We start from the raw sequence: 26,758 nt of genomic DNA on the forward strand, positions 1-26,758 counted from the left end.
ATGACAGATACGACCCGCAGAGACAATATGGACCTGATCGACCAACTGACACAACTGGAAGCCTATCCCGACACCCTGGCCTTGCGCCACCGGCGTGAAAAGATTGTCGCGGCCAGCCAGGGCAGCTACGATGCCCTGTTCGACCCGGCCCTGCCTGGCCTGGGCCTGCGTACACGCCTGCAGGTAGCAGAACGGGTCGCCGCGCTAAGCGGGATTGCCTCCCTGCAACACCATTATGCCGAACGCCTGGAAGAATCCGGGCTCGCAGAAGACTCGGCGCTCATCACCGATGCTGCGCTGGCCTTCGCCGACAAGCTGACGCGCCGCCCGGTTGATGGAGACCAGGCCGCCATCAATACACTGCTGGCCGCCGGCCTGGGCGCGCCTGCCATCATCACGCTGGCGCAATTGATCGCCTTCGTCACCTTCCAGGTTCGTGTCATTGCCGGGCTGGATGCGCTCAAGCACAGCAGCGCCCCCACAAGTGACCTGGCAGCGGCCGCTGCCGACAGCGTCCCGTTCGTCCACCCGGCCCATCTCCCCAAGCCCGGCGAGCCCCTGGAAATCAATGGCTACACCAGCGCCAGCCTGGACTGGAAAGCCTGGGTACCGGTATTGCAGCTGGATCAGGCCACACCGGAACAGCTAGCCATTCTGGAAGCCAGCCATCCGTCCGCCAAAACCAGCGACTACTACCTGGCGCTGGTGCAGCAGCCCCGCATCCTGCAGGAACGCTCCACGGTCTTCAATGCCATCATGTATGCCCCTGGCGGCATGTCGCGCGCAGAACGGGAACTGGCCAGCACGGTAGTGTCACGCGTCAACGGCTGCGTCTATTGCGCCTCGGTGCATGCGCAGCGCTTCGAGCAATTGGCCAAGCGCAACGATGTCATTGCGCAAGTCTTCGAAGACCCCGACACTGCCGGCACCAATTCGCGCGAACGGGTCATCGTGCAACTGGCGCTGACCTTGACCCGTCACCCCGAACAACTGACCGCGGACAGCCTGCAGGCGCTCTATGCCGCAGGCCTGACTGCCGCTGAAATCCTGGACGGTATCCACAGCATCGCAATCTTTGCCTGGGCCAACCGCCTGATGCTGAATCTGGGCGAACATGTCTGGCCTGCCACGCAGGGACAGGGCTAAACGGCACTGAATGCTTCCGGCCGTCACGGCGCCCGCCTCGGTACCGTGACCACCCGCCAAGCCGGCCGTACATACAGAACGCCCGGAAGACAGGCGCCGCCCAGCGCTAACGCAAGCGTCCAAACATGCGCGCCATCACGCCATCCCGCAGTACCACGCGGTGCCATACCGCCATGGCGATATGGCCGCCGATCAGGCCCAGCAAGCACCAGGCCAGCACCCCATGCAGGGCATTGGCCGGCGCCACCATCCATTCGACTTTTTCAGCTGTCGCCGGCAACACCTGCCAGCCCCAGATGTTCAGGCCACGGCCCGAGCCGTAGGCGCGCAGCCCGGCCAGCAGCGGCACCACCAGCATCAGCAGATACAGCAAGCCATGCCCGATACGCGCGGCCATGGCTTGCCAGCCCTGCCCTTGCGGCGGACGCTGGCGTAGATTGCTGCCTGCCCAAAGCACCCGAATCATCAGCAGTATCAGCAACAGCGTACCGACCGGCGCATGCGTACCGACAAAAAACGATGCCAGCGGCGTGCGGCCCTGCGACAGCTTGACCGCCATTCCCAGGAACTGCCAGGCAAACAGCAATGCCATGGCGCCATGCAGCATCCTGGTGACAAGACCATACCGGTGGCGGTCATCCCGCCATTGCCTGCCCTGCCCCTGCATTTCCCCCATTTCGCTCATGTTTCCCCTCATTCCCCGCGAATTTCCTGCGTGCCCGGCCTTTCAAGCGCTGATGCTTGCTGCCCTGCCAGCTTGCCCGCCCCCCGGCGCAAACTGCCCCTCATGAATCGAAAGCCCTACAATGCTACCAGCCTTCGCCACGCACCGTTTCCATGCCACACCGCGCAGACCCGTTAGCCGTCCACCTTTCGCCCGACCTGCTGGAGCAATTGTTCCTGCGGGCGCCTGAGGTATCGGGCCGGCAAGCGCTATCCATGGCGCAGCCTTACCTGGCCGGCGCAGCGCCTTTGACCCCCGAAGCCTTGGCCGCGACCTACCGCCAGCTGGCGACGGATATGGCGGATGAGCACCTGGGACTGTTCCTGCGTCCGGCCAGGCCAGGCACCCTCAAGTTCCTGATGCTGGGCTTGCTGGACGCACCGACGCTGGGTGTCGCCCTGCACCGCTATACTCATCTGTTCCATATTCTGTTCGACGATTTCCGCCTGCGCCTGCGGCGCGACGCCAGCCTGGCGCACATCAGCGTTCACGCGACGGATGGCCACCGGCTCCCTGACGAAGCCGGCCAGTTTCTGTTGCTCAAGCTGACCCACGGCATCGCCTCATGGCTGATCGCCGATGACTTGCCACTGACCCTGCTGCATTTCGCCTTCCCCGCCGGCGCGCGCGCGCAGGACTACATCCAGCTGTTTCACGGCATTCCCCAGTTCGAGCAGGAACGCCCGCAGTTTTCCTTTCCGCGGGATTATCTGGACCTGCCCATCCGGCGCCGCAAGCCCGAACTGCGCAGTTTCCTGGCACGCGCCCCGCTGGATTGGTTGCATACCGATCTCGGCCATGGCCTGGTCAGCCGCGAAGTCAGGCGTGTGCTGACCGCCGCGCTGCCGGATCTGCCGGCCCTGGAAATCGTCGCCAGCCGGCTGGGGCTCTCTACGCGCACCCTGGGCCGCCGGCTGAGCGAGGAAGGCCATACCTTCCAGGGCATCAAAAACGGCTTGCGCCGCGATATTGCCATTCAACGTATTGCAATGACAGACGACCCGATTGCCGATATTGCCCTGGAACTGGGGTTCGATGACCCCAATACTTTCTATCGCTCTTTCCGGCGCTGGACCGGCCATACCCCCGGCTATTACCGGCAGGCCAGCACAGAGCCGGCGGCGACAACGGCAACGGCCCCGGCAGGGGCATAGACAGACAACGGGCAAACATGCAAAAAAAGCCAGGCTGCAACCTGGCTGCCTGGCTTTTCCCGATGACGGCGATTCGCCGCGACGTCTAATTGAACGTCATGTATGCCTTGTAGATGGATGCGAACAGCACACCCATCAAGCTAATTCCCAGCAAAGCCAAACCCGCGTTCCGGTCACGCAGACCGAAGCCGAAGATGAAAATAATCAGGCTGGCGACAAAAATAATCAGCAATGTGCCGTTAGTCATGAATTCCTACCTATCCCTTAAGGTCGGCCAATACCGACTGTCACAGCAAGCATACCCTGCCAGCATCATGCCGGCTTGACCTGGCGCAAATCGACGCAGCAGCTTGCTACCTGCCCGATACGCTGGCGGAACCTTCATTTCCCTCTCACGGAAAATAGGCTTTGCAGGCCCTTATCCGCGCCTGTACGCCCTTATTTCAGCGTAAGACGATTTTTATGTCCAGCTCGGACATTTCCCGTCTTGCAGGAGCGATTCTTAACAAAACGAGAACATTTTTTTTCTTGCCGGGAATTATTTCGCTGCATTACAGTCCAATCCGCTCGCATCGTGCGCCCCTATCAGGATTGGGGGGCGTCGTCTTCTCCGGCATCCGGTTTTTCCCACTGCCCTGTCTTTCAGAATCCTGCCAGGATCATCGCCTTTATGCTGAAGCTCACCCTACGATTTCTTATAGCCAGTCTGATATTGTTTTTTATTTCCCGCACCGGACTGGCACTGTGGCAATGGGATCGCGTCCACGCTGTTGCGGACTTCTGGCGTATCTGGTTCGGCGGGCTACGGATCGACCTGGCCATGCTGGGCATGCTCGCGGCGCTGCCGCTGTTCCTGTCTCCCTGGCTGGGACATAGCCCCCGCGCCACGCGCTGGACGGCGATCTGGTTCCGGGTGTGCTGGCTGCTCCTGGCGATCATGGAAGCGGCCACGCCGCAATTCCTTGCCGAATACGACACCCGCCCCAACCGCTTGTTCTTCATCTACCTCATCTACCCGGAAGAAGTGCTGTCCATGCTCTGGACAGGCTACAAGCTCAGCGTGGGCGCAGCCATCATCGGCGTCGTCGCTCTACTCTGGATCGGCATCAAGCTGTTCCCCATGAACGCCAAACCGGATACCCGCCTTGCCTGGGGCTGGCGTCCCGTCCTCAGCGTGGTCTTTGCCGCGCTGGCCTTCATCTCGATACGCGGCACGCTGCAGCATCGTCCCATCAACCCCTCGACAGTCGCTTTCGCCAACGACGCCATGGTGAACTCGCTGGCCTTGAATTCGTTCTACAGCGTCACCTATGCCGCCTACCGCATGAAGGACGAACGATCGGCGGAATCCCTGTATGGCAGCATGCCCACCGAAGAAGCCATCGAAATCGTGCGTACCTCGGCAGGCTTGCCCGCCCAACCTAGCGACCCGCAGATCCCGACCCTGCATGAACAGCGCGCCAGCCTTGCCGTCGAACGGCCCCGCAATCTGGTATTGATCGTGGAAGAAAGCCTGGGCGCACAATTCGTAGGCAGCCTGGGGGGACAAAACCTGACACCGCATCTGGATGCCCTCGCCAAAGAAGGCTGGTACTTCACCCGCACCTATGCCACCGGCACACGCTCGGTGCGTGGCCTGGAAGCGCTCACCACGGGCTTCCCGCCGACCCCCTCGGAAGCCGTCGTCAAGATGCCCAATGCCCAGACCGGCTTTTTCACACTGGCGGAATTGCTGGGGCGGCAGGGTTATGGTTCGCGCTTCCTGTATGGCGGCGAAGCCCACTTCGACAATATGCGCGGCTTTTTCCTCGGCAACGGCTTCCAGGAAGTCGTCGATCTGCCGCGTTTTTCCACCAAACCCAGCTTTGTCGGCTCCTGGGGTGCGGCCGATGAAGATATGTTCACCGAGCTGGATCACCTGCTGATGCAGGAACGCGGCAAGCCCGAGTTCATCCTGGCCTTCTCCGTGTCCAATCACTCGCCCTGGGAATATCCTGAGGGCCGCATTAGCCCTGACGGCGAACCCGACACCGTTGAAAACACCGTCCGTTACGCGGATTGGGCGCTGGGCCAGTTCTTCGAAAAAGCACGCACCCGCCCCTATTGGGAAGATACGATATTTCTGGTTGTCGCCGATCACGATGCCCGCGTCTATGGCGCCACCGATATCCCTGTCGAGCGTTTCCATATCCCCGCGCTGATTCTTGGCGGCAGCATCTCGCCACGCAGCGATGAGCGCCTGATCAGCCAGATCGACCTGCCGCCGACGCTGCTCTCCCTGATCGGCATTTCCAGCGAACATCCCATGATAGGCAGCGACCTGACCGTGCGCAGCCCTGACCGCGCCATCATGCAGTTCGGTGACAACTATGGTTATCTGCAAGGTGATCAGTTGCTGGTGCTGCGCCCCAGCCTCGAACCCCAGCAATACCACTGGACGCCGGCAGGCCAGGAAGCAGTTGCCACCGACGAAGCCCTGGCACGCAAGGCGCTGGGCCATGTCATCTGGCCCAGTTGGGCCTACCGCGCACGTACCTATCACTTGCCACCGCAGTGATCCATGCTATGATCCGCCGCAGTAATGGGGAGTAGCCTACTTCCACCCTAGGAAGCGCACGCGTCAACATACTCGGTGATTTCACCGTGGCGCGTGCAGCCATAGTGCTCGGCGAGACCATGAACACAACAGCCAAGTAGTTGTCGGGCTTGTCTGTTGTGTCCAGGTTTCCGACACTCACTATGGTGCCCCATGAATTTTGCTTCAACCCTCCTGCTCGCCCTGGCCATGTCCACCGACGCATTTGCCGTCGCTGTCGGCAAGGGAGCTGCCCTCCACAAACCCCGCCTGACCGAAGCCATGCGCGTTGGTCTGATCTTCGGCGTGGTCGAAGCCATTACCCCCCTGATCGGCTGGCTGCTGGGCCGCGCCGCTGCGCCTTATATAGAAAGCTGGGATCATTGGGTCGCCTTCGGCCTGCTGCTGATGCTGGGCGCTCACATGATCTGGCGCAGCCTGCAGCCGGCAGAATCCGGTGCTGGCGATGAAGCCTGTGCCCGGCGTGGTCGCCAGAGCGTCTGGGCGCTGGCCCTGGCAGGCCTGGCCACCAGCATAGATGCCATGGCCGTCGGCATCAGCCTGGCGTTTATTGATGCCAGCATCGTCTCAACGTCCGTGATGATCGGCCTGGCCACCATGGTCATGGTAACGCTGGGCATCATGCTGGGCCGCGTACTCAAGCGCCTGGTCGGCCGTTGGGCGGAACTGGCCGGCGGTGTCATCCTGATTCTGGTGGGTCTGAGCATCGTCTATGAGCACCTGAGCCTTTGATGCCGCTGGGCTGGCCGGAAGCCCTGGCCGGCCCTGTGGGCATAGGCGGCCCAACATTGCAGATGCAGTATTCTTGGCAGAATCGCACCACGATCCGATACGCCTGAACCCGCACCGACTGCAGGCGGGTTCGTTCCCCTCCCTCCGTTTGCCTTCACTGTTGCCATGACCCGCACCGCCTGTTTTGACGCCATCCTGTTTGACTGTGATGGCGTGCTTGTCGATTCCGAACCCATCACCCATCGCGTCCTGGCAGAAATGCTGGCGGAACAGGGCTGGGCGATCAGCCTGGAAGAAGCCTCCCGCATCTTCACCGGCAAGACGGTCCGTGATGAATCCGCCCTTATCACATCCCACACCGGCAAACCCGTCACCGATGCCTGGCTGGCCGAGTTCTGGCAACGCCGCAATGCCGCACTGGAAACCGAACTGCTGGAAATTCCTGGCGCCGGCCGCGCGGTGCAGTCCTTGCATCAGACGCTGGATGGCCGCATTGCCGTGGCTTCCGGCGCAGACCGCCGCAAAGTGGAATTGCAGCTGCGCAAAACCGGCCTGTACGACTACTTCCAGGAACGCATCTGCAGCGGGCATGAACAAGCGCGCAACAAGCCCTATCCCGACGTCTATCTGGCTGCGGCCAAATTGCTGGGGGCGGACCCGGCCCGCTGCGCCGTTGTCGAAGACACGGTCACTGGCACCCGCGCGGGTGTCGCTGCCGGCGCGACCGTTTTCGGCTACAGCCCGGGCGGCCTGGGGCATAGTTCTGCCCAGGAACTGCGGGATGCCGGCGCCAGCCATATTTTCCAGGACATGGCAGATTTGCCCGCGCTAATTACTGCCGGCGCCTGACACCCGCCTTGCCCGCCTGACTTGCCCTTGACCCGTCCAGCCCTCCCAGGAACCCTCATGTCTGCCCTGTTTCAATCATTTCAACTGAAAGATGTCAGCTTGCGCAACCGCATTGCGGTGCCGCCCATGTGCCAGTATCAGGCTGTTGACGGTCTGGTCAACGACTGGCACCACGTCCATTATGCCGGCCTGGGCCGCGGAGGTGCCGGGCTGGTCATCGTCGAAGCCACCGCCGTCTCGCCGGAAGGCCGGATTACGCCCGCTTGCGCAGGCATCTGGTCTGATGCCCATGCCGCAGCGCTCGCTCCGATTGCCGCCGCCATCAAGGCCGGCGGTGCCGTTCCCGGCATCCAGATTGCGCACGCCGGCCGCAAAGCCAGCGCCAACCGCCCCTGGGAAGGCGACGACCACATTCCGGAAGGCGACCCGCGTGGCTGGGAAACCATCTCCCCCTCCGCGCTGGCTTTCGGCGCCCAGCTACCCAAGGTGCCGCGTGCCATGACGCTGGACGACATCGCCCGCGTCCGCCAGGATTTTGCAGAGGCGGCACGGCGCGCCCGCGATGCCGGCTTCGAATGGCTGGAGCTGCATTTCGCGCATGGCTACCTGGGGCAAACTTTCTTTTCTCCACACAGCAACCAGCGTCAGGATCAATATGGCGGTACGGCTGAAAACCGCAACCGATTCCTGCTGGAAACCCTGGAAGCCGTGCGCGCCGTCTGGCCTGAACATCTGCCTCTCACCGCGCGCTTTGGCGTGATCGAATACGATGGCCAGGACGAACAGACCGTCGCCGATGCCATTGTGTTGGCCCGGCATTTCAAGAACGCAGGCCTAGATCTGCTCAGTGTCAGTGCGGGCTTTACCATTCCCGGCACGCAGATCCCCTGGAAAACGCCAGGTTTTCTCGCACCGGTTGCCGAGCGCGTCCGCAACGAAACCGGCCTGCCGGTTTCCAGCGCCTGGGGCATGGATGACCCCGCCCTGGCGGAACGATTGATCGCCAGCCACCAGCTGGATCTGGTGCAGATCGGCAAAGGCCATCTTGCCAACCCGCACTGGTCTTATGCGACGGCCCGTGCGTTGCATCAGGACAATGCCGCCGCGCTGCTACCGCCATCCTACCGCTACTGGCTGCAGCGCTACTGACCCCGGACGCCTCAGGGGCTGGCCGGCCCCAGGCGCATCCTCAGCACACCCGGCTCATCACCTGAGTGGGCCGACCGAAGCGGCAAGGCCGCCGATGCGGCATCCGGCGGAACGGACGATTCAGGCGCTGTCGCCGGCATCGCGGCTGGCTGCTTGTCGTGATTGGCGCTGCCCTGCCGCTGTTGGGCAATATCTTCATGCAGAATTCGGCGCAGCTCCAGAATGGCAGCGGCCGTTTCCTGGACGCTATGCCCGGCCACAATGATTTTTTCGGATACCGCATCCGGCAAATGCGAGCTGCGATATGGCACCACGCCATCATCGCTTTCCGCCAGCGGCCCTTCCGGCTGCTGGCGCGCAATGATGGAGTGATATCGCACCGCACGGGATATGGGCAAATCTGCGGCCGTCCTCACAAAGGCGTCCTGCTCATTCAGGTTGTCGATGCTGGTGGGAACGCTGACGCGTGCCCGCCCTGAGCCATCACCGGACGCCCTTGCCTGCAGCGCATCGTCGAAATTTTCCAGAATGGTCAAAGGCAGGCGGATAAAGCTCGCAATCCAGCGCACCAAGGTATGGCCCGCTCCACCCCAGGGAAAGGCTCGAACCTCAGCATGGGGTCGGCCTTGGGCCGCAGGCGTTCAAGACGCTCGGGATCCATGGGATGCTCCTTCAGCGCCCAATCCCACAGTTGCTCATCGGCAGAAGAGATCATCATGCGTGAAATCATGCCGCCCATGCTGTGCCCCACCAGCACCAGCCCGTCTGACGCAGGCGCCGTGCCTTCGGGATCGAAATGATGCAGCGTACGTTCCAGCAGGCGCCGGATCGCCACGTGATTGAAGACGAGCGGCAAGTTGGTCGGGTAATAGACCTGCCAGACCTGGAACTCCTCACGCAAAGCCTCATCGCCCATGATTTCATTGGCAACATTGACCCAGGCTTCCGGGCTGCTGGCCAGGCCATGCAACATCAGGATAATGCGCCGGTTCGGGTCATAAGGCTGCATCATATAGAGATGGGGCCGCTCGATGCCGTCCTCGCGCCCGAACAAATTGCTCAATGACTGCCGGTTGAAGCCCGAGCGTGCCAGCCAGAGCCCATAACCCGCAGTGAAATTGCCTGCCAGCGGGACAGATTCATCGTCCAGCGTCAACTCGCGCTCGACCAGCGGATCATGCACGCTGACCTCGACCTCATGCGTGGCCAACACTTCCTCCAAGGTCTGCCCTGCAAAGCGGAACACCACGGTGATGTTGGGCGAAGGCATTTCGCTCCAGGAGGCCGTCCGCCATTGCGCCCAGCGACGCTTGCGCTGAGCCTCTTCAGCGTTGCGCCGGGTCTGTCCGGCCTCGTCCGCAGCAGGCGGCACAGGCTTTGCGGCACGATGTTGCGCCATCTCCTGAGTGGCCTCGGCACTATCTTCCAACCGGCTGTCCAAGGCCCGATTGGCACCATCCCCACCCCAGGCCGGCTCCTCCATCACCGCCACCAGCTCCGCGCCGAAACCGTCGCGCCGGTAGATACTGCGCAAGCCCTGGAATGACAGCGACGATGCAGGCACCAGCTCCTTGACCATATCCACCCCTTCGGGCAGGCGCACGGCAAGATCGACATCCAGCAACCACTCCCCCAGCCGGAAACGTGTCTGGGTACTGTCGGCAGCCACCGGTTGATTGCGGCGGACGGCAAACATCCGGGCGACGGCCTCCTGCACTGCGTAGTTGTACCAATCCCGCACCTGCGTCTGCCGGTCTTCAAAAGCGCGTTCGCCTGGGCTGCGCGGGGTGAAGAACAGGTAGGCATAGGCATGGCGAGCGGCTTCCATCCAGGGGGTCAGGCCGCTGGGGTCGTCATGCTTCGTATCCCTGACGCCCCTCATCGCCACCTGCAACCACAGCTCGGACAAAGCCGACATACGCTGTTCATCCAGTACGCCCTCCACGTCGGACATCGCCTGGATACAGGCCGCCGATGCCGTCACCGCGCAAGCGCCCTGATCCAGCCCGGTCACTCGAATCGTCTGGGCCGTTCTTTCACTCAACTTGCCGGTCGTCAGAATGTCGCCGCGCTGCAGCGTAATGTACTCATTGGCCGTCATGGGCTTGATGACGACCGAGGGCTGAAACTCGCTCAACAGGCCACAGCCATTCAACATGACAGCAGCGACAATCATGCCCACCCAACGGGCGGCCCTCACCGCATTCCAAGCCTTCATGGCGTCACCGCCTCGCCTGCTGGCGGAATGCCCGGGATGCCTGGGATGCCCTGGCGTATCGCCCCGGAAAACGCATCCGGTGTTCCGGTGAACGCCCTGGCGCGCGCGGTAATATCGCCAGCAGACTGCAAGGCGGCATAATCCTGCCCCGGCGCCAGTGCACCTTGTTCGTAGGCATATTCGGCAAAATAGCCTGACAGCAAGACGCGATAGTCCAGCGGCAGGCCATCGGCGATCTGCCTGGCAAGATCCATCACGATCGTCGTGCAGTTGCTGGTCAGCGTGTTATAGAAACGCGGTTCCTGGCGTATGGCCTGGGCCTGTTCCAGATAGCCGAGAAAAGCGGTTTTCAATTGCTCGGGCGTCAAATTCAACCGGTACAGCTGTACCTCTTCCCCGCGCGCATTAGTTCGTACCCTGACGATGTCATTCTCATCGGCGGCAATCAACACCACCTCATATTGGCGGAAAAAACCGGCAATGGCGGAAAACGACTCATGGCTTTCCTTGCGGATTTCCAGCGAGAACACCAGTTGCTTCCCATCTGCAAAGCCAAACGACACCAAGGTATGAGCAATCGCCGGGCCCATCCAGTAAGACAGCAACAGGTCTGCAGACACCAGCTGGTCCAGATCATATTCACGTGTTTCCCAGCGTGGCGTGTAATCCGTCTCGCTGCGCCAATCGAAATTACGCACATTGCGCAAGGTGACATGGCTGCCATCCACCTCCGCCTCCAGCAGTTGGGCCACATCATCTGCCCAAATGCGCTCATGCGAAGGCTGCAAACTGCTCCACCATCCCAGCATCAGCACCGCCGCGACGCACATCAGGCCGAGTATCCAGCCCGACACGCGAGACCTGCGTGCCCACAAAGGGCCGCGTACCGGCGCATCTCTGGAGCGGCCGGCGGCAAGCACCACGACGGCAGCAGCCCCCACCCCCAGCCACAACACCAAGGCCGGCCAACGCCATGGGGAACCCGCCTGAAACCATAATGCCAAGGCTCCCCAGGCCACGAAACCGGCCAGCACACATACCGCCAGCGCGCGCCCCAGCACGCGCAACCAGGCCATCCCGCGACAGGCTGTACGGGGGGCGTGACGCTGGGAAAAATAATGGCGCTTCATCATAAGCACAATGCAGGCGCAAGCCCTATGGCGCCGGACGCCTGTTGAGATAGGGCATGATTTGACCACAGTTGCCTCTTGTACAGCATCGCCCAACGGAAAAGCGATCCTCCCGGCCACATAAATCTGTGCTGACGCTCACAGCCGCTATACACGGCCGATATCCACTGCTTCACCCTGGCAGGCCATCTCTCCCTAAGGGTATATACGTATTATTTTGTTACCGTATCTCGATTCCGCCTGCAACCAGCAAGGTTAGTCTTTTAGACAGCATGATTTTCCCTTTCATATTGCCCCGCGAATGAGAGAGTGCCCGAAACCGGGCACTTTCTCCTGTCGTGGGTAAGGATCGTCATACGGTCGGATATGACGCTTGATTCATTGACGTTTTTTTTCGGAGAATACGATGGGATTGAAACTGACGGTGCAACGTACCCTACTTGCCAGCGCAATGGCCATGCTGCTTCCCAGCATGAGCCAGGCGTGCACGTCGTTGCTCTACACCGACGGCCAGGGTGCTTCCTATGCCGGCCGCACGCTGGAACTGGCCATGGAGCTGCCATACCAGGTAGCTTACTATCCCATCGGCACAGGCTTCGGTTCCCAGGCGGATCAGCATCATGTCCTGGACTTCCAGGCCAAGAATGCCTTCGTTTCGATTGGCATCCCGGATCCGGTCAACGGACAGTTCAAGGCCATCCAGGGCGTCAATGACAAAGGCCTGACATTCAGCCTGCTCGCCTTCCCCAGCACAGACGGCCCGGCCAACGCGGCCAGCCAAACCACGGCCGTCTTGGCCGCGATAGATCTCGGCGCCTGGACCCTCTCGCAGTTTGATACCGTTGCCGATGTCAAGGCAGCCCTGGAAACACAACCGGTTCTGGTCACGGCATTGCTGCCCCACAACCAGATCAAAACGCCGTTCCATTATGCCTTGCATGATGCAACGGGCAAGTCCATTGTGATCGAATACAGCGATGGCGCGCAGCATGTGTATGACAATCCGGTAGGCGTCATGACCAATGGTCCGACCTTTCCGTGGCACATGACCAATCTGGACAATTACTCATTCCTGACCAACAAGGATCAATCCAGCTGGGAAGTCAACGGCAAGGTATTCCAACAGCCTGATTCCGGCATTGCAACCGCTGGACTGCCCGCCTCCAATACCTCTGTCGGCCGCTTTGTCAGAGCCGTGTATTACTCGCACTTCGCAGAAAAAGTGGATAACCACGATAAGGCGCTGATCACCCTGGCCCATATCATGAATAACTTTGACCGGCCCCGTGGCATCACCATCGACAAAAGTACCGAGACAAACGTCGCCGGCATTCCGGTGCCTGATGTCGCCGGACAGCCGGGATACACCACGGAATACACGTCCTGGACCACGCTGACCGACCTCAATCGCCGGCAAATGTATGTGCGCACCTATGCCAACATGAACTATGTCCGCTTTGATCTTCAAGAGTTGATGCAAGGCACGACGGTCAAGGTGGTGAATCTCGCCACGCTGGCGGGCAGCACTACCGATGGCTCCAAGGTGCTGCTGGCTGCGAAATAATGGACGCCGGGGCAGCGTTCTACAGCACTTGGCCATGAACGCCGCCAGAAAAAGCAAATGACGTACGAAAGCCTGAATCCGGTATTGCACCGGGTTCAGGCTTTTTTTCAAGACAGCTGCAATCGGGCGCTGGGCAAACGGAAGGCAACAACCCCTAATCCGATCAAGACAGCGCCACACGAATAGGCATGAGGTCTAAGCGAGCAGTGCCCGCACCAGGCAAACCCGCACGCGGTGATATCTTGGAATGTTGCCATCGTTGAGCGTTACGGAAACGCTGTACCTACATCAATGATGCCGACCTGAGAAATCTTTTTTGAATGCCGGCCAGTTTGGATCAGATGAGGTAGATCGCAAAAATGGGGCCGATAAATGGGGCCTGTATTTGGGAAATTGCTCTTCCCTGCCCATTCTGCTGCAAGCAGATACTATGAAACCTGTTGATTTCTAATCGTTTTTATTTTTTTATCATCAACAGACTATATTGATTTGGTGCCGTCGGCGAGACTCGAACTCGCACAGCTTTCGCCACTACCCCCTCAAGATAGCGTGTCTACCAATTCCACCACGACGGCACTGGCACCAATCTTTACTTCCTTCACAACCACAGTGGTGTGAAGCATTAAATTATAGCACGGTATTTTATTTTTAAAACAGCCTATCGAAATTTTTCGATAGGCTGTTTTTCGATAGGCGACTTAGGCCAGAACCGGGCATGCGCATATCCATGCCGGACATGGCCCGCCGGGGGCAAGCTGCCCCACCATGCTTATTGCTGCGCGGCCGCTTCGGGCTGCGTGTCCGCTGCCTGGCTTTCCACTTCCGGCTCGCTGGCAGGCGTTACGGGAGCAGGCGCTTGCGTTTCAGCAACAGGTGCGGATTCCACCTCATTTGCCTCCTGCTGGGGCGCGGCTTCGGCGGCAGGTGCAACAGGCGCAACCGGAACCGACACAGCGGGCACCGCAGCTTCCGGCACAGCAGGCGTGACCGGCGCCGACGGCACCGCAGCGGCACCACCCGCATTGTTCACAGGCGTATCACCCAGTTGCGGAACCGAAAGGTCTTGATAACCTTGCATCACGCCGCTTTCTTCCACTTTTTCCTTGGCGCGGCTGGGTGCATAGCTGAAGTATGCCAGGCCGGTGGTAACGGCAAAGAACAGCACGGCTGCCCATTTGGTCGTGCGCGACAGGAAGTTGGCCGCACCCGTTGCGCCGAACAGGCTGCCGGCCGAACCGCTGCCGAAAGAAGAACCCATATCAGCGCCCTTACCGTGCTGCATCAGCACCAGACCGATGATGGTAAAAGCGGAAATGATTTGAACGACCAGCAACAACGTGTAGATTGAAGACATGCTTTTAATAGCTCCAGAAACTTTTATGCTGCGGCAATCTGCAGAAAATCATCTGCCACCAGTGCCGCGCCACCGATCAGGCCGCCATCAATGTCTGGCTGCGCAAATAGACCAGCAGCAGTGGCGGGCTTGACGCTGCCACCATAGAGAATTCGTACTTCAGCCGCAGCAGCGCCCAGCGTGCGCAGTTGCGCGCGTATGGCGGCATGAACTTCCTGCGCCTGCTCCGGCGTGGCGCTCAGGCCTGTGCCGATGGCCCAGACCGGTTCATAGGCGACCACCAGCCGGGCGACCTGATCTGCACCAAGCGCCAGCACCGGTGCCAATTGCTCGGCGATGACCGCCAGCGTATTGCCTGCCTGATGCTGCTCCAGCGTTTCACCCACGCACACCACCGGCGTCAAGCCTGATTTCAGCGCCGCGGCAGCCTTTGCTGCCACATAGTCATTGCTTTCGGCATGGTAGCTGCGGCGCTCGGAGTGGCCAACCAACACCCAGCGGCAACCGAGGTCTGCCAGCATCGGGGCGGAAACCTCGCCCGTATAGGCGCCTTTTTCGTGCGTGCTGACATCCTGCGCACCCCAGGAAACCGGGGAACCAGCCAAAGCGGCACCCGCCTGGGCCAAGTACGGAAATGGCACACAAACACCAATGTCGGCCGTCAAGCCAACAGCACCGGCGCGGACGGCGGCCAGCAGCGTGGCATTGTCAGCCAGATTGCCATGCAATTTCCAATTGCCCAGCACCAGGCGCTTGCGAGTATTTTCTGCGTTCATGCGTCAGTATTGCGAAATCGGGATAAACGCAGGATTGTATCCTGTCGGCCCGCCCAATGGCGAGGGAAAGCCGCCCTTGTCCGATAAAAAAACCGGCGCAAGCGCCTGCAGCCTCTTGATCACGCTGAATCGGACAAAAAAGACCGTCACCTCAGGTCACCCAGCCGCCAGATGCTCCCTTCAGGTTCTGGCCTCACGCCCTGCCCTTTTTGCCACCCCGTTTCCGCGCTTGCCTTCCGGTCACTCAATCCTGCAGTTTCAGAACCAGTTTGCCCGTATGCCCACCGGTTTCCATGATGGCGTGCGCCTGTGCAGCCGCCTCGAAGTCAAACACCCCATGAACCACCGGGCGCACCCGCCCTGCGGCCAGCAGCGGCCATACCTGCTGGCGCAGCTGGCGTGCAATTTCCGTTTTGTAAGCCACACTGCGAGGGCGCAGCGTCGAACCCGTCAAGGTCAGACGACGCTGCATGATCAATCCGGCATTCACCTCGGCGCGCGCACCACCCAGCACGGCTATACACACGGCACGCCCGTCTTCGGCCAGACATTTCAGATTGCGCGGCACATAGTCACCCGCCACCATGTCCAGAATCACATCCACGCCGCGGCTCGCCGTCGCTTCTTTGATCACAGCCACGAAATCCTCGGTGCGGTAATTGATGCCACGCACGGCCCCCAATGCCTGCACGGCCTGTACGCGCTCATCGCTGCCCACCGTCGCATAGACCTGATGCCCCAGCGCCGTGGCAATCTGGATGGCTGTCACGCCGATGCCGCTGGCCCCGCCATGAACCAGCAGGCTTTCCCCTGCTGCCAAACGGCCACGATCAAAGACATTGCTCCACACCGTGAACGCCGTTTCCGGCAGGCCGGCGGCTTCAACCATGCTCCAGCCATCGGGAACAGGCAGACAATGCCCGGCAGGCGCCACGCAATACTCGGCATAGCCGCCGCCAGCGGTCAGTGCGCATACTTTGTCGCCCAGCTGCCAACCGCCAGCCTCGATGTCGCCGCCCACGATTTCCCCTGCGACCTCCAGCCCCGGCAAATCCGAGGCCCCAGGCGGCGGCGGATAGCTGCCCTGGCGCTGGAAAAGATCCGGCCGATTGATGCCGGCAGCATGAACCTTGATCAGAACTTCCCCAGGCGCAGGAACTGGCACATCCCGTTCTGCCAATACCAGCACTTCCGGGCCACCGGGCTGAGAGATTTCTATAACGCGCATGAGATCAATCCGTTGCGGGAGAAATGGAAACAGACATATTAACGCGCTGCCCCGAACGCAGGCAGCCGCCGCCAGATGAGCGCCACTCGCTGTAACATGGCGCCATGCAGCGCCGCTTCTTGCCGGCGTCCGCCTTTGTCCTTCCCAGCATTGCACACTGACCCCTATGCAGACTTCACGCTACTTGCCTTCTTCATCATTCCCCTGGCCCACCGCCGCACTGATCGCCCTCAATGTCGTGCTCTACCTGCTGGTGGCCCTGAGCGGCGGCAATCTGATTGATTTCAACAGCCGCGACCTGCAAAACTGGGGGGGCAACCTGGCGGTGCTGTCACTGACCGGCGATTACTGGCGCCTGTTGAGCAATATGTTCCTGCATGGCGGACTAATGCACCTGGTCGCCAATATGTATATGCTGATGATCGTCGGCCCGCTGTCCGAGCAACGCCTGGGACGCATCGGCATGCTGGTGGTGTATCTGGTGGGCGGCCTTTGGGCCAGCTTCTCCAGCGCCGCCTGGAATGCCCATCATCTGCTGGAGACGGTGCCCGGCTTTGGCGGCATGCAGAGTGTTACGGTGGTCAACCTGGTCGTCAGCGTCGGGGCGTCCGGCGCCATCATGGCGCTGTGCGGCGGCTTGCTGGCAAGCGCCCTGGCCAGCAAGATTCATACGCCCGAGGCCAATAGCCACCTGTTCAAGGCCTTGTTTCAGGTCGTCGCCATCAATATCGTGATCGGCCTCATCGTTCCCGGCATCGACCAACTGGCCCATATCGGTGGTTTGCTGGCCGGCTTCGCGCTGGGGCTGGCCATCGGCAGCCTGCGTCCGGACAGCACGCGTTCACGCTATATCGCACGCAGCCTGTTATCTGCCGCCATTGCGCTGATCCTGCTGGCGCTGGCCCTGGAAACTGGCGGCTGGGACGAGGCTCACGCCGTACGCGCCGAAATGGACGCGCAACAGTCCCGGTAAGGCTAAGTGGCCAAGTGCCCGGCACGGATGACATTGCTGGTGCACGCACCGCCTGCGCATCCGTGCTGCCGCTGCCAGCCCTGGCGGGCACCCAAGGCGCCGTTGATTGGCGCCGGGTGTCAGGCCACGGGCGGGACCAGCACAGCCGGGCCCGCATAAGCCAGCAGCACACAGGCAACCAGCAATACGATCACGACCACCACCCCCATGAATGGCAGCACGGTGCGATACACCTCACGCATGCCCACCGCCACGCCGGCAAAACCACAGGCCAGCATGATGCGCACCGGGGAGAAGGTGCTCATGGCAATGGCCGATGCATGCTGCAAGGCAGCCGCACCGAGTGCGCTCAAGCCTGTCCCGTGCGCCAGCGCCAGCTGAGAATTCATCAACAAACCATTGGACGCATTGGCGCTATTGGTCACCAGCCCGAACAGCGCTGCCAGCATCATCGACAGGAAGACCGAGGTGCGGCCCAACGCCTCCAGCATGCCTGCAGCCAACGAAGTCGCAATCCCCGACAGGCTCAGCACTTCCGCCAGAATACAGAACAAGGCAGTCGTGAAGATTGCCGTCTTGCCACTGGCCCAGCTCTCCCGCATGATAGGCACGACACGCCGGCTTTCATGCACCAGGACAGCAACCAGCAAACCCAGCCCCATCAGCCAGACGCCCGAGTGAAACATCGGACTGAACGCAGGCAGATTTTCGAACGGCCGGATACTGCCCGCATCGCGCAGAAAACGCGCCCAGGAAGGAATCAGGCGCGTCAGCGCCAGGATGCCTACCAGCAGAATATACGGCCATACTTGGCGCGCCGCCTGCAACAAGCTGCTGAACCGGGCATCGTGACCCAGAAAGTACCGCAACGCAATCACCGGGCCAAAGGAAGCAATCAAACCGGTTTCAGGCCCGCCCAGCCAGGTCATGAGCAACAGCAGCACCAGCGTCGCTGCCAGCCAGGCGGCATCCTTGCGCCGCTCTTCACGAGGAAAACCCAGGCCGGCCTGTTCGGCCAAACGCCAGAACAAAGGCAACCACGCCAGCAGAACCACACAGACAATGCCGCCACTCCAGATGGCAAAAGTCGCCGGATCGGAGCCCGCCAATGCGGCAGCAATCAGCGTGCCACTGGCCATGCCGCCCCATGGCCCCAGCGCCTGGCCGATAAACCCGAAGGCCAACAGATAGGCAGGACGCAGCGACAGGCTGGCCAACAAGGCAAAGGTGCCCATCATGCCGACGCCAAAGCCGGTCACGGACTCGGCAAACGGGCCGATCAGAAAACAGGCATTGAACAAAATGCGGCGCTGCGCATAGGCCAGCTTTTCCGACGCGTCCCCTGCCACCGCCCCGGCCAGATCTGGCTGCACGGCCCGCCCGGCCAGACTGGCGACGCGCCAGAACAGCAACCCACCTAATATATAAGGCACAACGGTCAAGCCGATCCAGCTGCCGCGCGCGACCGACAGCACCGCCTCATGCAAGCCAAAGACTTTGGGCGCGCTCAAGAATGCGACCACCAGGGCCAATGCCGCGCCTAGCAAAGCAGAGCGGATAACCGGTTGCCGGAATACCCCGATCAGGACAATCAACAGGACTACCGGCGCCAGCCAGAGCAGATATAGCACGTTCGCATTTCCAAGCAATACCGCTCCAGCCAGACCGCGTCATTTCAGCGGATCGTCAGAAAACGGTCGATCAGATGAGAAATGCCCCGACCAGAATCTGGCCAGGGCATGGAATGCTATTCTACTTGTTGCAAGCCGCGCCGAACCGCACGATGGCTCGGTTTGGCTCGCATGACGGGAAAAAACATCATTCGAGCGGCGGCGGCGCCATGGCCGCCTGCCTATGAAGATGAACTCACCTGCCGGCGTGCTTATGCCGCCAAGACGCCTGTTGCACGGGCTGGCGCTGCTGACACGGCAGTCGCCGCACCCAGCGCCTCGCCAAACAGATTCTTGGGGTCAACCAATTCGGGCACCAGTTCCAGGCTCACGCCCAACGCACGCGCCTGGGCCTGGTCATACAGGAAACGCAGCGACGCATAATCTTCCAAGGCAAAGCCCACGGAGTCGAATACCGTGATTTCCTCTGCCGTACGCCGTCCTATCCGCTTGCCAGCCAACACTTCCCACAAAGGCTGCACGGCATAATCCGCAGGCATCTGCTGGATTTCCCCTTCGATACGGGATTGCGGCTCGAACTCCACAAACGTACTGGCGCGCCACAGGATATCCGCCGCCAATTCAGTCTTGCCCGGGCAATCTCCCCCGACGGCATTGATGTGCATGCCGGGTTCGATCATGCTCGCATCCAGAATGATGGCGTTGGTTTTGTCGGCCGTCACTGTGGTCACGATATCCGCCCCGCGCGCTGCGTCTGCCGCACTGTGGCAGACGATCAATTCCAGGCCCTCGACCTGGGCCAGATTGGCGCGCAATTTGGCGGTCGCACCGGCATCCACATCGTAAAGCCGGATGGTGTCTATCCCCAGCAGATAGTGAAATGCCAAAGCCTGGAATTCACTTTGCGACCCATTGCCGATCAGGGCCATGACTCGCGACGCCGGGCGCGCCAGCACTCTGGCCGCCAGCGCCGACGTAGCGGCCGTGCGCAAGGCGGTCGTCAGCGTCAGCTCGCTCAGCAACAGGGGCTTGCCGGTGGAGACCTCGGCCAAGGCACCAAAAGCCATCACCGTGGGCAAGCCCACCTGCGGATTGGACGGATGGCCATTCACATATTTGAACGCGTACAGATCCTTGTCGGCGGCGGGCATCAGCTCAATCACCCCGACCTCGGAATGGCTGGCTACACGGGCGGTTTTGTCGAACTCTTCCCAGCGCAGGAAGTCCGCCTCGATATAGGCTGTCATCTGCCTGAGGGTCTGTTCAAGCCCCAGTTGACGGGTCAGCGTAACGACGTCTTCGGTTGCCAGGAAGGTAGTCATGTTTTTTCTCCTCTTGATGAATCGAACGCCCGGTTTTTCGTAGTCCGTGGCGCTTTTTTCTATTGTTTATCAGGGCGAGTTCAATTCATAGCGTCAAAAATATCTATAAAATGTCCATCTATTGACATAATGACAATAAAAAATGACGAAACTATCAATGGACAGCCTGGATCACCAGATTCTGGGCCTGCTGCGCAACGATGCCCGCACCTCCGTGGCCACGCTGGCCAAGAAGCTGGATGTGTCACGCGGAACCGTCAACAACCGCTTGAGCCGCATGGAACGGGATGGCGTCATCCTGGGCTATAGCATCCGCGTCCGGCCCGACTCGCAGCCGGAAGAGGTCGTGGCCTGGACCAGCATCGCCATCGAAGGGCATGAAACCCAGCGCATCGTCCAGGCGCTCTCGGGGGAACCCGCCATCGCCGAACTGCACGACACCAATGGCCGCTGGGACATGCTGGCCGAGCTGCGTGTGCAAAGCATGGCGCAATTGGCGGAGGCGCTGGAACGGATACGCCTGATCAAGGGCATTGCCGCCACAGAAACCAGCATTCACTTGAAAAGCCTGAAATTCTGAGCACGGCTCCGGCGGCTGGTTTTCCCGCTTTTCCGCCCTCGTCTCCCTCGCGCATTGCACTGAAATAGTGCCCTTGCGCACTGCCAAATGGCAGCCCGCCCTCGTTTTGACTAGGGAATCCCCCAAGTACCCAATGACAGCTTTATCCCATAAATTTTAAAAATGACAGAAAACTTGCAGGAAACCATGGGAAATCCAGCAGCCACCGCCAGCGTGCTTCAACGCCTGGAACGCTTCCGCAGCCAGGGAACGGCCTCGGAACGAGCGGTGGCAAGCTATATGCTGGGCAACCTGAACAGCCTGCCATTCGAGACTTCTGCGAGTCTGGCTGCGAAACTGGGCCTGAGTGAAACGACGGTCGGACGGTTTTGCCGCCACCTGGGGTTTCGTCATTTCAAGGATCTCAAACAGAATCTGCGTGACGACCTCGGCGATAGCCCGTGGCTGATGGGCGAGCGTTTGCAGGATTTCCTGCAAAGACGCTCCACAGACGGCCCAGACTACAGCCGCAGCCTGGAACTCAGCATCGCCGCCCAGGTCGCCGTGTACGAATTGACGCATGCCCCCCAATGGCAGCCAGTCGTTACCCGCCTGGCACAATGCAAAACCGTGCTTGTGGCCGGTTTTCAGACCGAACGCGGCGTGGCCGCCAGCATGGCTCACCTGCTGCAATACATCCGCCCGGGCGTACACCTGATCGACAACGCTGCCGGCCACTACAGTGATGCGCTGCTGGCCGACCCGACAGAAACCGCCCTGGTCGTTTTCGACGCCCGGCGCTATTCGCGCCATGCCCTGCTGCTTTGCCGCAAGGCCAGGGATCACGGCCTCCCCGTCACCCTGGTCACCGACATGTACTGTGACTGGGCCGATAGCAGTGCCACCGAAGTATTCCGTGTGCCGACAGGCCTGGACCTGTTCTGGGAGTGCACAGCGCCCATGCAGGTACTGGCCCATTTGATGGTCAATGAAGTCTTTGTCAGGCTGGGCAAACCGGCAGAACAACGCCTGGAGCAAATCGCCGGCCTCAACCACGCTTTCATCGGCTACACCTCGGCGCAGGACGCCTTTTCCTGAATCGTCCTACACTGAGCCCCTTTCAAGACGGTAATCCTGCAGGCCGTTCCCGCTTTACACAATTTTCAACCGTTCAAGGAGCGCATCATGAAGAAAATGCTGAAATCCATGCTGGCCGTCACAGCACTGTGCGCCGTCACCGCGCAAGCACAGCAAGCCGACACCATCCGCATTGGCATCGAAGGCGCCTATCCTCCGTTCAATGCCGTTGATGCCTCCGGCAAGCTCTACGGTTTCGACGTCGATATCGCCAATGCCCTGTGCGAAAAAATGCAGGCCAAATGCGTGCTGGTCGCCCAGGACTGGGATGGCATCATCCCCGCACTGATGGCTCGCAAGTTCGACGCCATCGTGTCTTCCATGGTGGATACTGAAGAGCGCGCCCGCCGCGTCGATTTCACCGAACCTTACTACCGCACCCGTCTGGCGATCGCTGTGCCCAAGGATTCCAAGCTCACCGGCACCTCTGCCGAAGAACTGAAGGACAGCGTGATCGGCGCACAATCCTCATCCACCCAAGGGATGTACTCCGAAGACGTCTATGGCAAGGCCGGCGCCGATGTCCGCCTCTATCCGACCCCCGATGAAGCAGGCACGGATCTGATCAGCGGCCGCCTGGATGCCATCGTGCACGACAAATTCCCGCTGCTTGAATGGCTGGAAAAGAACAGCGAAGGTTGCTGCAAGCTGCTGGGCGACATTCCCGGCACCGAAGGCGACACCAGCATCGCCCTGCGCAAAGGGGATAACGCGCTGCGCGAACGCTTCAACCAGGCAATCAAGGATATCCGCGCCGACGGTACCTATCAGAAGATATCCAACCAGTACTTCGGCGCTGACATCTACTGACCTTCCCTGCCGGATATGAACCAACATGCTTGATCTGCTCAGCCTGCTTTCCTTCGGCCATGGCGGATGGGGCGGCGCGCTGCTTCTCGGCGCGCTTGTCACTATCACACTGGCACTCTGCTGCGTGCCCATCGGCCTGCCGCTGGGGCTGCTGGTCGCGGTAGGCGCGCGCTCCAAGCGCCGCCTACCGCGTGCCGCCTCCACCGTATTTTCCACTGTTTTCCGGGGCCTGCCCGAACTGCTGACCCTGCTGCTGGTGTACTACGGTGCGCAGATCGGCATCCAGCATCTGCTGGAAAAAATGGGCTACCAGAGTGAATTCCGCATCAATGCCTTCCTGGCCGCTGTCGTGGCATTCAGTCTGGTATTGGCCGCGTTTTCCAGCGAAGTCTGGCTGGGCGCATTCAAAACCATCCCCAAAGGCCAGCAAGAAGCTGCGCAAGCCCTCGGCTTGTCGCGCCGCACGACTTTCCTGCGCGTGACCTTGCCTCAGCTCATGCGCGTCGCCCTGCCCGGCCTGTCCAACAACTGGCTGACGCTGCTGAAGGACTCCTCCCTGGTTTCCACCATTTCACTGGTCGATCTGATGCGCCAGACCAACCTGGCCGTCGCCGCTACCAAAGAGCCCATGCTGTTCTATTTCGTCGCCTGCCTGCTGTACCTGCTGCTGTCGGCGCTTTCCGGCGTTGTTTTCAGCCGTGCTGAACGCCGTTTCGGCCGTCACTATGAAGGGGCACGCTGATGAATGAATTCGTCATGAACCTGCTGTCTCATGTCATGGACGTAGAACTGCTGGAACGCTATGGCCCGCGCATGATGGACGGCCTGGTGATCACGCTGAAGCTGGTTGCCGTGTCCTTTGTCCTGGGCATGGTGCTCGGCTTGCTGCTGGCCATAGGCCGCATGAGCAAGGCCAAGCTGATCCAGTATCCTTGCCGGGCCTATATCTATTTCTTCCGTGGCTCACCGCTGCTGGCGCAATTGTTCCTGCTGTACTACGGCCTGGGTTCGCTGCGCCCCTTCTGGCAGGACGTCGGCCTGTGGTGGTTCTTCCGTGATGCCTGGTACTGCGCCTTACTGGCCTTCACGCTGAATACGGCCGCCTATCAGGCGGAAATCTTCCGCGGCAGCCTGATGGCCATTCCCAAAGGCCAGTATGAGGCCTGCCAGGCGCTGGGCCTGGGGCCTGTCACGGCCATGCTGCGAGTCATCCTGCCGCAATCCATGCTGGTTGCCATCGGCCCGCTGGGCAATGAACTGATCCTGATGATCAAGGCCAGCGCCATCGCATCGCTGGTAACGGTCTATGACGTCATGGGCGTCGCCCGCCTGGCCTTCTCGCGTAGCTTCAATTTTGAAGTCTATCTGTGGGCAGCCGTGCTGTATCTGATCATCGTGGAAATCATCCGCCGCGTGCTCAAGCGTATCGAAAGCCGCCTCTCCCGGCATGTGGTGAATTAAGCCATGACCGTGAACGCTTCTTCCGTACATCCAGGGTATGACGTACTGGTTCTGGGCGCCGGCATTGTCGGCACCAGCACCGCCCTGCATCTGCAGCAACGGGGCCAATCCGTCTGCCTGGTTGACTGGCAAATACCGGGAGCCGGCACCAGCTTTGGCAATGCGGGACTGATCGAACGCGCCAGCGTGGTGCCCTATTCTTTCCCGCAATCGCCGCTGGCGCTGCTGCGCTACGCTGCCAACCGCCAGACGGATGTGCATTTCCAATGGCGTGCGCTGCCCGCCATGGCCGGCTGGCTCTGGCGCTACTGGCGTGAATCCGCGCCCGGCCCGCTGGAACATGCCGCGCAGGACATGCTGCCGCTGATCGAACGCTGCGTCACCGAACACGATGCCCTGATCCAGGCGGCCGGCCTGCAACACCTGGTACGCGCTGCCGGCTGGATCGACATCTACCGTGAACCCGCCGCCTTTGCGGCAGCCGCCGCCGATGCTCGCGCACTGGCCAGCCGCTATGGTCTGCAAGCCGATGTGCTCGCTGGCGCAGCGCTGGCCGCACGCGAGCCGGCATTCCTGCCGCAGGCCCAGATGGCCGGCGGCATCCATTGGCAGGATCCCTGGACTGTCCGCGCGCCCGGCCAGCTGGTGCAAGGCTATGCAGAGCTATTCTGCCGTCGTGGCGGCGCGCTGGTTCATACGGATGCGCGCAGCCTGCGGCCGCATCAGGACGGCGGCTGGCAACTGCCCACCCCGAATGGCGTTCTACACGCCGCCCAGGCCGTCATTGCGCTCGGTCCGGATGCGCCGGAGCTTTATCGCTCCCTGGGCTACGAGCTGCCATTGGCGCACAAGCGCGGCTACCACCTGCATTTCCAGACGGGCCCCGATACACCGCCGCCCGAGCATCCGCTCTGCGATTCACGCGCCGGCTTCGTCATTGCGCCCATGGAACAAGGCGTACGCCTGACCACTGGCGTTGAACTCGCGCTTCCGGATGCGCCGCCCAATCGCATCCAGCTGGAACGTGCCGAACGCATCGTCAGGCAATACTGGCCACTGGGCCAAGCCATCGAAGCCGAACCCTGGATGGGCCGCCGCCCTTGCACACCGGATATGCGGCCCATCATTTCCGCCGCTCCGCGCCATCAAGGGCTGTGGTTCAACTTCGGGCACGCGCATCACGGCCTGACGCTTGGCCCGGCCTCCGGACGCCTGCTGGCGGAAATGATGACCGGCGAGCAGCCCTTCACCAACCCTGCGCCCTACTCGGCGCACCGATTCCTATAAGACCCGGAGACACCCTCCATGTCACAAAACAACGCCCAACAAAGCACCTCGAATACGCCCGGCAGCACAGACAGCCGTCCGGTCGTTGTCAAAATCCGTGGGCTGAACAAATGGTATGGCAACTACCATGCCCTGAAGAATATCGACCTGGATGTGCACCAAGGCGAACGCATCATTCTTTGCGGCCCATCCGGCTCCGGCAAATCGACCCTGATCCGCTGCATCAACCAGCTTGAACGCATCGAAAAAGGCAGCATCGAAATCCACGGCACTGATGTCACCCGGCAAGACTCCCAAGCCACCATTGCCTTGCGCGATGTCGGCATGGTGTTTCAGCACTTCAACCTTTTCCCTCACATGTCCGTCCTGGACAACTGCACACTGGCGCCCGTCAGCGTCAAGGGCGAAAACCGCAAGCGCGCCGAAGCAAAGGCCCGTGAACTGCTGGAAAAGGTCGGCATGTCCAACCACGCCGACAAATATCCCACGCAGTTGTCCGGTGGACAGCAGCAACGCGTTGCCATCGCCCGCACACTGTGCATGGATCCGAAGATCATTCTGTTCGATGAACCGACGGCTGCGCTTGACCCGGAAATGGTCAAGGAAGTGCTGGACGTCATGGTCAAGCTGGCCAATACCGGCATCACCATGCTGTGCGTGACCCACGAAATGGGCTTCGCCAAGCAGATGGCCGAGCGCGTGCTGTTCCTGGATCACGGCTCGATCCTGGAAGATACCCCGCCGCTGGAATTTTTCGCTTCGCCAAGCACGGATCGCGCTCGCGCGTTCTTGCAGCAGATCCTGTAAGCCCTGCGCAACTGTGCCTGAAGGGCCGGCCCGGGCAGCCCGACTGCCTGGCCAGCCTCGAAGCCCCCTTTTTCCTGGCCTTCCGGGTGCAGCGTCTTACCCAGGCGCCCCGTCATCCATCGTTCCGCCTGGCCGCAAGCCGGCCTGTTGC

25 protein-coding genes, 1 tRNA gene and 1 riboswitch are annotated in these 26,758 nt (G+C 61.0%); of the genes, 15 read left to right on the forward strand and 11 right to left on the reverse strand.

What is annotated here, in order from left to right; genetic code table 11:
* The gene (locus ACNA1V_RS06260; RefSeq protein WP_415832738.1) at positions 1-1,146 is read left to right on the forward strand and encodes a CMD domain-containing protein; all 1,146 of its coding nucleotides are present in this window, start codon (positions 1-3) and stop codon (positions 1,144-1,146) included.
* A gap of 106 nt (positions 1,147-1,252) precedes the next feature.
* On the opposite strand, the gene ACNA1V_RS06265 is transcribed toward ACNA1V_RS06260, so the two are convergent.
* Entirely contained in the window at positions 1,253-1,831 is a 579-nt protein-coding gene (locus ACNA1V_RS06265) for a cytochrome b (RefSeq protein WP_415832739.1), read from the reverse strand.
* 152 nt (positions 1,832-1,983) lie between these two features.
* Between ACNA1V_RS06265 and ACNA1V_RS06270 the strand changes: the two genes are divergently transcribed.
* Entirely contained in the window at positions 1,984-3,024 is a 1,041-nt protein-coding gene (locus ACNA1V_RS06270; protein ID WP_415832740.1) for an AraC family transcriptional regulator, read from the forward strand.
* A gap of 85 nt (positions 3,025-3,109) precedes the next feature.
* Here ACNA1V_RS06270 and ACNA1V_RS06275 read toward each other — a convergent pair whose 3' ends face one another.
* Complete coding sequence (locus ACNA1V_RS06275) at positions 3,110-3,271, reverse strand: hypothetical protein (RefSeq protein WP_415832741.1); 162 nt, start codon at positions 3,269-3,271, stop codon at positions 3,110-3,112.
* 423 nt (positions 3,272-3,694) lie between these two features.
* On the opposite strand from ACNA1V_RS06275, the gene ACNA1V_RS06280 reads away from it, so the two are divergent.
* The 4 genes from ACNA1V_RS06280 (at position 3,695) to ACNA1V_RS06295 (ending at position 8,350) form a co-directional block, all read left to right on the forward strand.
* Positions 3,695-5,581, forward strand: a complete 1,887-nt coding sequence (locus ACNA1V_RS06280; RefSeq protein WP_415832742.1) for an LTA synthase family protein — start codon at positions 3,695-3,697, stop codon at positions 5,579-5,581.
* Positions 5,582-5,594: 13 nt separating this feature from the next.
* Positions 5,595-5,768: riboswitch (yybP-ykoY riboswitch) on the forward strand.
* Positions 5,769-5,773: 5 nt separating this feature from the next.
* Positions 5,774-6,352, forward strand: a complete 579-nt coding sequence (locus ACNA1V_RS06285; RefSeq protein ID WP_415832743.1) for a manganese efflux pump MntP — start codon at positions 5,774-5,776, stop codon at positions 6,350-6,352.
* Between the two features lie 165 nt (positions 6,353-6,517).
* Positions 6,518-7,201: an HAD family hydrolase gene (locus ACNA1V_RS06290; protein WP_415832744.1), complete on the forward strand. Its 684-nt coding sequence runs from the start codon at positions 6,518-6,520 to the stop codon at positions 7,199-7,201.
* Positions 7,202-7,258: 57 nt separating this feature from the next.
* Positions 7,259-8,350 carry an oxidoreductase gene (locus ACNA1V_RS06295; RefSeq protein WP_415832745.1) on the forward strand — a complete coding sequence of 364 codons (1,092 nt, stop codon included), beginning with the start codon at positions 7,259-7,261 and terminating at the stop codon, positions 8,348-8,350.
* Positions 8,351-8,361: 11 nt separating this feature from the next.
* On the opposite strand, the gene ACNA1V_RS06300 is transcribed toward ACNA1V_RS06295, so the two are convergent.
* The 3 genes from ACNA1V_RS06300 to ACNA1V_RS06310 are packed head-to-tail and all read right to left on the reverse strand — an operon-like array spanning position 8,362 to position 11,701.
* Positions 8,362-8,922, reverse strand: a complete 561-nt coding sequence (locus ACNA1V_RS06300; RefSeq protein WP_415832746.1) for a hypothetical protein — start codon at positions 8,920-8,922, stop codon at positions 8,362-8,364.
* On the reverse strand, positions 8,883-10,568 hold the full coding sequence (locus ACNA1V_RS06305; RefSeq protein ID WP_415832747.1) for an esterase/lipase family protein: 1,686 nt from the start codon (positions 10,566-10,568) through the stop codon (positions 8,883-8,885). Before ACNA1V_RS06305 ends, ACNA1V_RS06300 begins: the two co-directional genes overlap by 40 nt.
* Positions 10,565-11,701: an Lnb N-terminal periplasmic domain-containing protein gene (locus ACNA1V_RS06310; protein WP_462937400.1), complete on the reverse strand. Its 1,137-nt coding sequence runs from the start codon at positions 11,699-11,701 to the stop codon at positions 10,565-10,567. The genes ACNA1V_RS06305 and ACNA1V_RS06310 overlap by 4 nt, the downstream gene beginning before the upstream one ends.
* A gap of 403 nt (positions 11,702-12,104) precedes the next feature.
* Between ACNA1V_RS06310 and ACNA1V_RS06315 the strand changes: the two genes are divergently transcribed.
* On the forward strand, positions 12,105-13,262 hold the full coding sequence (locus ACNA1V_RS06315; protein ID WP_415832748.1) for a linear amide C-N hydrolase: 1,158 nt from the start codon (positions 12,105-12,107) through the stop codon (positions 13,260-13,262).
* 490 nt (positions 13,263-13,752) lie between these two features.
* Here ACNA1V_RS06315 and ACNA1V_RS06320 read toward each other — a convergent pair.
* The 4 genes from ACNA1V_RS06320 to ACNA1V_RS06335 form a co-directional block, all read right to left on the reverse strand.
* A tRNA-Leu gene (locus tag ACNA1V_RS06320) sits at positions 13,753-13,837 on the reverse strand.
* Between the two features lie 194 nt (positions 13,838-14,031).
* Positions 14,032-14,616 carry a preprotein translocase subunit SecG gene (gene secG / locus ACNA1V_RS06325; protein WP_415832749.1) on the reverse strand — a complete coding sequence of 195 codons (585 nt, stop codon included), beginning with the start codon at positions 14,614-14,616 and terminating at the stop codon, positions 14,032-14,034.
* A gap of 23 nt (positions 14,617-14,639) precedes the next feature.
* Positions 14,640-15,392 (reverse strand): triose-phosphate isomerase, encoded by a 753-nt coding sequence (tpiA, locus tag ACNA1V_RS06330; RefSeq protein WP_415832750.1) that lies wholly within the window; start codon positions 15,390-15,392, stop codon positions 14,640-14,642.
* Positions 15,393-15,636: 244 nt separating this feature from the next.
* Positions 15,637-16,620: an NAD(P)H-quinone oxidoreductase gene (locus ACNA1V_RS06335; protein ID WP_415832751.1), complete on the reverse strand. Its 984-nt coding sequence runs from the start codon at positions 16,618-16,620 to the stop codon at positions 15,637-15,639.
* Between the two features lie 166 nt (positions 16,621-16,786).
* Between ACNA1V_RS06335 and ACNA1V_RS06340 the strand changes: the two genes are divergently transcribed.
* Positions 16,787-17,593: a rhomboid family intramembrane serine protease gene (locus ACNA1V_RS06340; protein WP_415832752.1), complete on the forward strand. Its 807-nt coding sequence runs from the start codon at positions 16,787-16,789 to the stop codon at positions 17,591-17,593.
* Between the two features lie 119 nt (positions 17,594-17,712).
* Here ACNA1V_RS06340 and ACNA1V_RS06345 read toward each other — a convergent pair whose 3' ends face one another.
* Together ACNA1V_RS06345 and ACNA1V_RS06350 are read right to left on the reverse strand one after the other, a co-directional pair.
* Positions 17,713-19,224 carry an L-lactate permease gene (locus tag ACNA1V_RS06345; protein ID WP_415832753.1) on the reverse strand — a complete coding sequence of 504 codons (1,512 nt, stop codon included), beginning with the start codon at positions 19,222-19,224 and terminating at the stop codon, positions 17,713-17,715.
* A gap of 251 nt (positions 19,225-19,475) precedes the next feature.
* On the reverse strand, positions 19,476-20,546 hold the full coding sequence (locus tag ACNA1V_RS06350; RefSeq protein ID WP_415832754.1) for an ornithine cyclodeaminase: 1,071 nt from the start codon (positions 20,544-20,546) through the stop codon (positions 19,476-19,478).
* A gap of 157 nt (positions 20,547-20,703) precedes the next feature.
* Here ACNA1V_RS06350 and ACNA1V_RS06355 point away from each other — a divergent pair, with 157 nt between their 5' ends.
* The 7 genes from ACNA1V_RS06355 (at position 20,704) to ACNA1V_RS06385 (ending at position 26,607) form a co-directional block, all read left to right on the forward strand.
* Positions 20,704-21,126, forward strand: coding sequence for an Lrp/AsnC family transcriptional regulator (locus ACNA1V_RS06355; protein ID WP_415832834.1), 423 nt, complete (start codon positions 20,704-20,706; stop codon positions 21,124-21,126).
* Between the two features lie 186 nt (positions 21,127-21,312).
* Positions 21,313-22,203 (forward strand): MurR/RpiR family transcriptional regulator, encoded by an 891-nt coding sequence (locus ACNA1V_RS06360; RefSeq protein WP_415832755.1) that lies wholly within the window; start codon positions 21,313-21,315, stop codon positions 22,201-22,203.
* Between the two features lie 87 nt (positions 22,204-22,290).
* Positions 22,291-23,052 carry a transporter substrate-binding domain-containing protein gene (locus tag ACNA1V_RS06365; RefSeq protein WP_415832756.1) on the forward strand — a complete coding sequence of 254 codons (762 nt, stop codon included), beginning with the start codon at positions 22,291-22,293 and terminating at the stop codon, positions 23,050-23,052.
* 25 nt (positions 23,053-23,077) lie between these two features.
* Positions 23,078-23,794 (forward strand): ABC transporter permease, encoded by a 717-nt coding sequence (locus ACNA1V_RS06370; protein WP_415832757.1) that lies wholly within the window; start codon positions 23,078-23,080, stop codon positions 23,792-23,794.
* Positions 23,794-24,513, forward strand: a complete 720-nt coding sequence (locus tag ACNA1V_RS06375) for an ABC transporter permease (RefSeq protein ID WP_415832758.1) — start codon at positions 23,794-23,796, stop codon at positions 24,511-24,513. The genes ACNA1V_RS06370 and ACNA1V_RS06375 overlap by 1 nt, the downstream gene beginning before the upstream one ends.
* Before the next feature lie 3 nt (positions 24,514-24,516).
* On the forward strand, positions 24,517-25,800 hold the full coding sequence (locus ACNA1V_RS06380) for an NAD(P)/FAD-dependent oxidoreductase (protein WP_415832759.1): 1,284 nt from the start codon (positions 24,517-24,519) through the stop codon (positions 25,798-25,800).
* Positions 25,801-25,818: 18 nt separating this feature from the next.
* Complete coding sequence (locus ACNA1V_RS06385) at positions 25,819-26,607, forward strand: amino acid ABC transporter ATP-binding protein (protein WP_415832760.1); 789 nt, start codon at positions 25,819-25,821, stop codon at positions 26,605-26,607.
* Positions 26,608-26,758: the final 151 nt, after the last annotated feature.

This window comes from Kerstersia similis, assembly GCF_965139615.1.
In the GTDB taxonomy this organism is placed as follows: Bacteria; Pseudomonadota; Gammaproteobacteria; order Burkholderiales; family Burkholderiaceae_B; genus Kerstersia; species Kerstersia similis.

What these genes read in the sequence shown, in the direction of transcription:
- secG (WP_415832749.1), bottom strand. Translation starts at nt 14,616, where the DNA reads ATGTCTTCAATCTACACGTTGTTGCTGGTCGTTCAAATCATTTCCGCT.
- ACNA1V_RS06355 (WP_415832834.1), top strand. Translation starts at nt 20,704, where the DNA reads ATGGACAGCCTGGATCACCAGATTCTGGGCCTGCTGCGCAACGATGCC.
- ACNA1V_RS06385 (WP_415832760.1), top strand. Translation starts at nt 25,819, where the DNA reads ATGTCACAAAACAACGCCCAACAAAGCACCTCGAATACGCCCGGCAGC.
- ACNA1V_RS06340 (WP_415832752.1), top strand. Translation starts at nt 16,787, where the DNA reads ATGCAGACTTCACGCTACTTGCCTTCTTCATCATTCCCCTGGCCCACC.
- ACNA1V_RS06380 (WP_415832759.1), top strand. Translation starts at nt 24,517, where the DNA reads ATGACCGTGAACGCTTCTTCCGTACATCCAGGGTATGACGTACTGGTT.
- ACNA1V_RS06375 (WP_415832758.1), top strand. Translation starts at nt 23,794, where the DNA reads ATGAATGAATTCGTCATGAACCTGCTGTCTCATGTCATGGACGTAGAA.
- ACNA1V_RS06370 (WP_415832757.1), top strand. Translation starts at nt 23,078, where the DNA reads ATGCTTGATCTGCTCAGCCTGCTTTCCTTCGGCCATGGCGGATGGGGC.
- ACNA1V_RS06260 (WP_415832738.1), top strand. Translation starts at nt 1, where the DNA reads ATGACAGATACGACCCGCAGAGACAATATGGACCTGATCGACCAACTG.
- ACNA1V_RS06275 (WP_415832741.1), bottom strand. Translation starts at nt 3,271, where the DNA reads ATGACTAACGGCACATTGCTGATTATTTTTGTCGCCAGCCTGATTATT.
- ACNA1V_RS06360 (WP_415832755.1), top strand. Translation starts at nt 21,313, where the DNA reads ATGGGAAATCCAGCAGCCACCGCCAGCGTGCTTCAACGCCTGGAACGC.
- ACNA1V_RS06265 (WP_415832739.1), bottom strand. Translation starts at nt 1,831, where the DNA reads ATGAGCGAAATGGGGGAAATGCAGGGGCAGGGCAGGCAATGGCGGGAT.
- ACNA1V_RS06310 (WP_462937400.1), bottom strand. Translation starts at nt 11,701, where the DNA reads ATGATGAAGCGCCATTATTTTTCCCAGCGTCACGCCCCCCGTACAGCC.
- ACNA1V_RS06290 (WP_415832744.1), top strand. Translation starts at nt 6,518, where the DNA reads ATGACCCGCACCGCCTGTTTTGACGCCATCCTGTTTGACTGTGATGGC.
- ACNA1V_RS06315 (WP_415832748.1), top strand. Translation starts at nt 12,105, where the DNA reads ATGGGATTGAAACTGACGGTGCAACGTACCCTACTTGCCAGCGCAATG.
- ACNA1V_RS06335 (WP_415832751.1), bottom strand. Translation starts at nt 16,620, where the DNA reads ATGCGCGTTATAGAAATCTCTCAGCCCGGTGGCCCGGAAGTGCTGGTA.
- ACNA1V_RS06350 (WP_415832754.1), bottom strand. Translation starts at nt 20,546, where the DNA reads ATGACTACCTTCCTGGCAACCGAAGACGTCGTTACGCTGACCCGTCAA.
- ACNA1V_RS06365 (WP_415832756.1), top strand. Translation starts at nt 22,291, where the DNA reads ATGAAGAAAATGCTGAAATCCATGCTGGCCGTCACAGCACTGTGCGCC.
- ACNA1V_RS06295 (WP_415832745.1), top strand. Translation starts at nt 7,259, where the DNA reads ATGTCTGCCCTGTTTCAATCATTTCAACTGAAAGATGTCAGCTTGCGC.
- ACNA1V_RS06285 (WP_415832743.1), top strand. Translation starts at nt 5,774, where the DNA reads ATGAATTTTGCTTCAACCCTCCTGCTCGCCCTGGCCATGTCCACCGAC.
- tpiA (WP_415832750.1), bottom strand. Translation starts at nt 15,392, where the DNA reads ATGAACGCAGAAAATACTCGCAAGCGCCTGGTGCTGGGCAATTGGAAA.
- ACNA1V_RS06280 (WP_415832742.1), top strand. Translation starts at nt 3,695, where the DNA reads ATGCTGAAGCTCACCCTACGATTTCTTATAGCCAGTCTGATATTGTTT.
- ACNA1V_RS06270 (WP_415832740.1), top strand. Translation starts at nt 1,984, where the DNA reads ATGCCACACCGCGCAGACCCGTTAGCCGTCCACCTTTCGCCCGACCTG.
- ACNA1V_RS06305 (WP_415832747.1), bottom strand. Translation starts at nt 10,568, where the DNA reads ATGAAGGCTTGGAATGCGGTGAGGGCCGCCCGTTGGGTGGGCATGATT.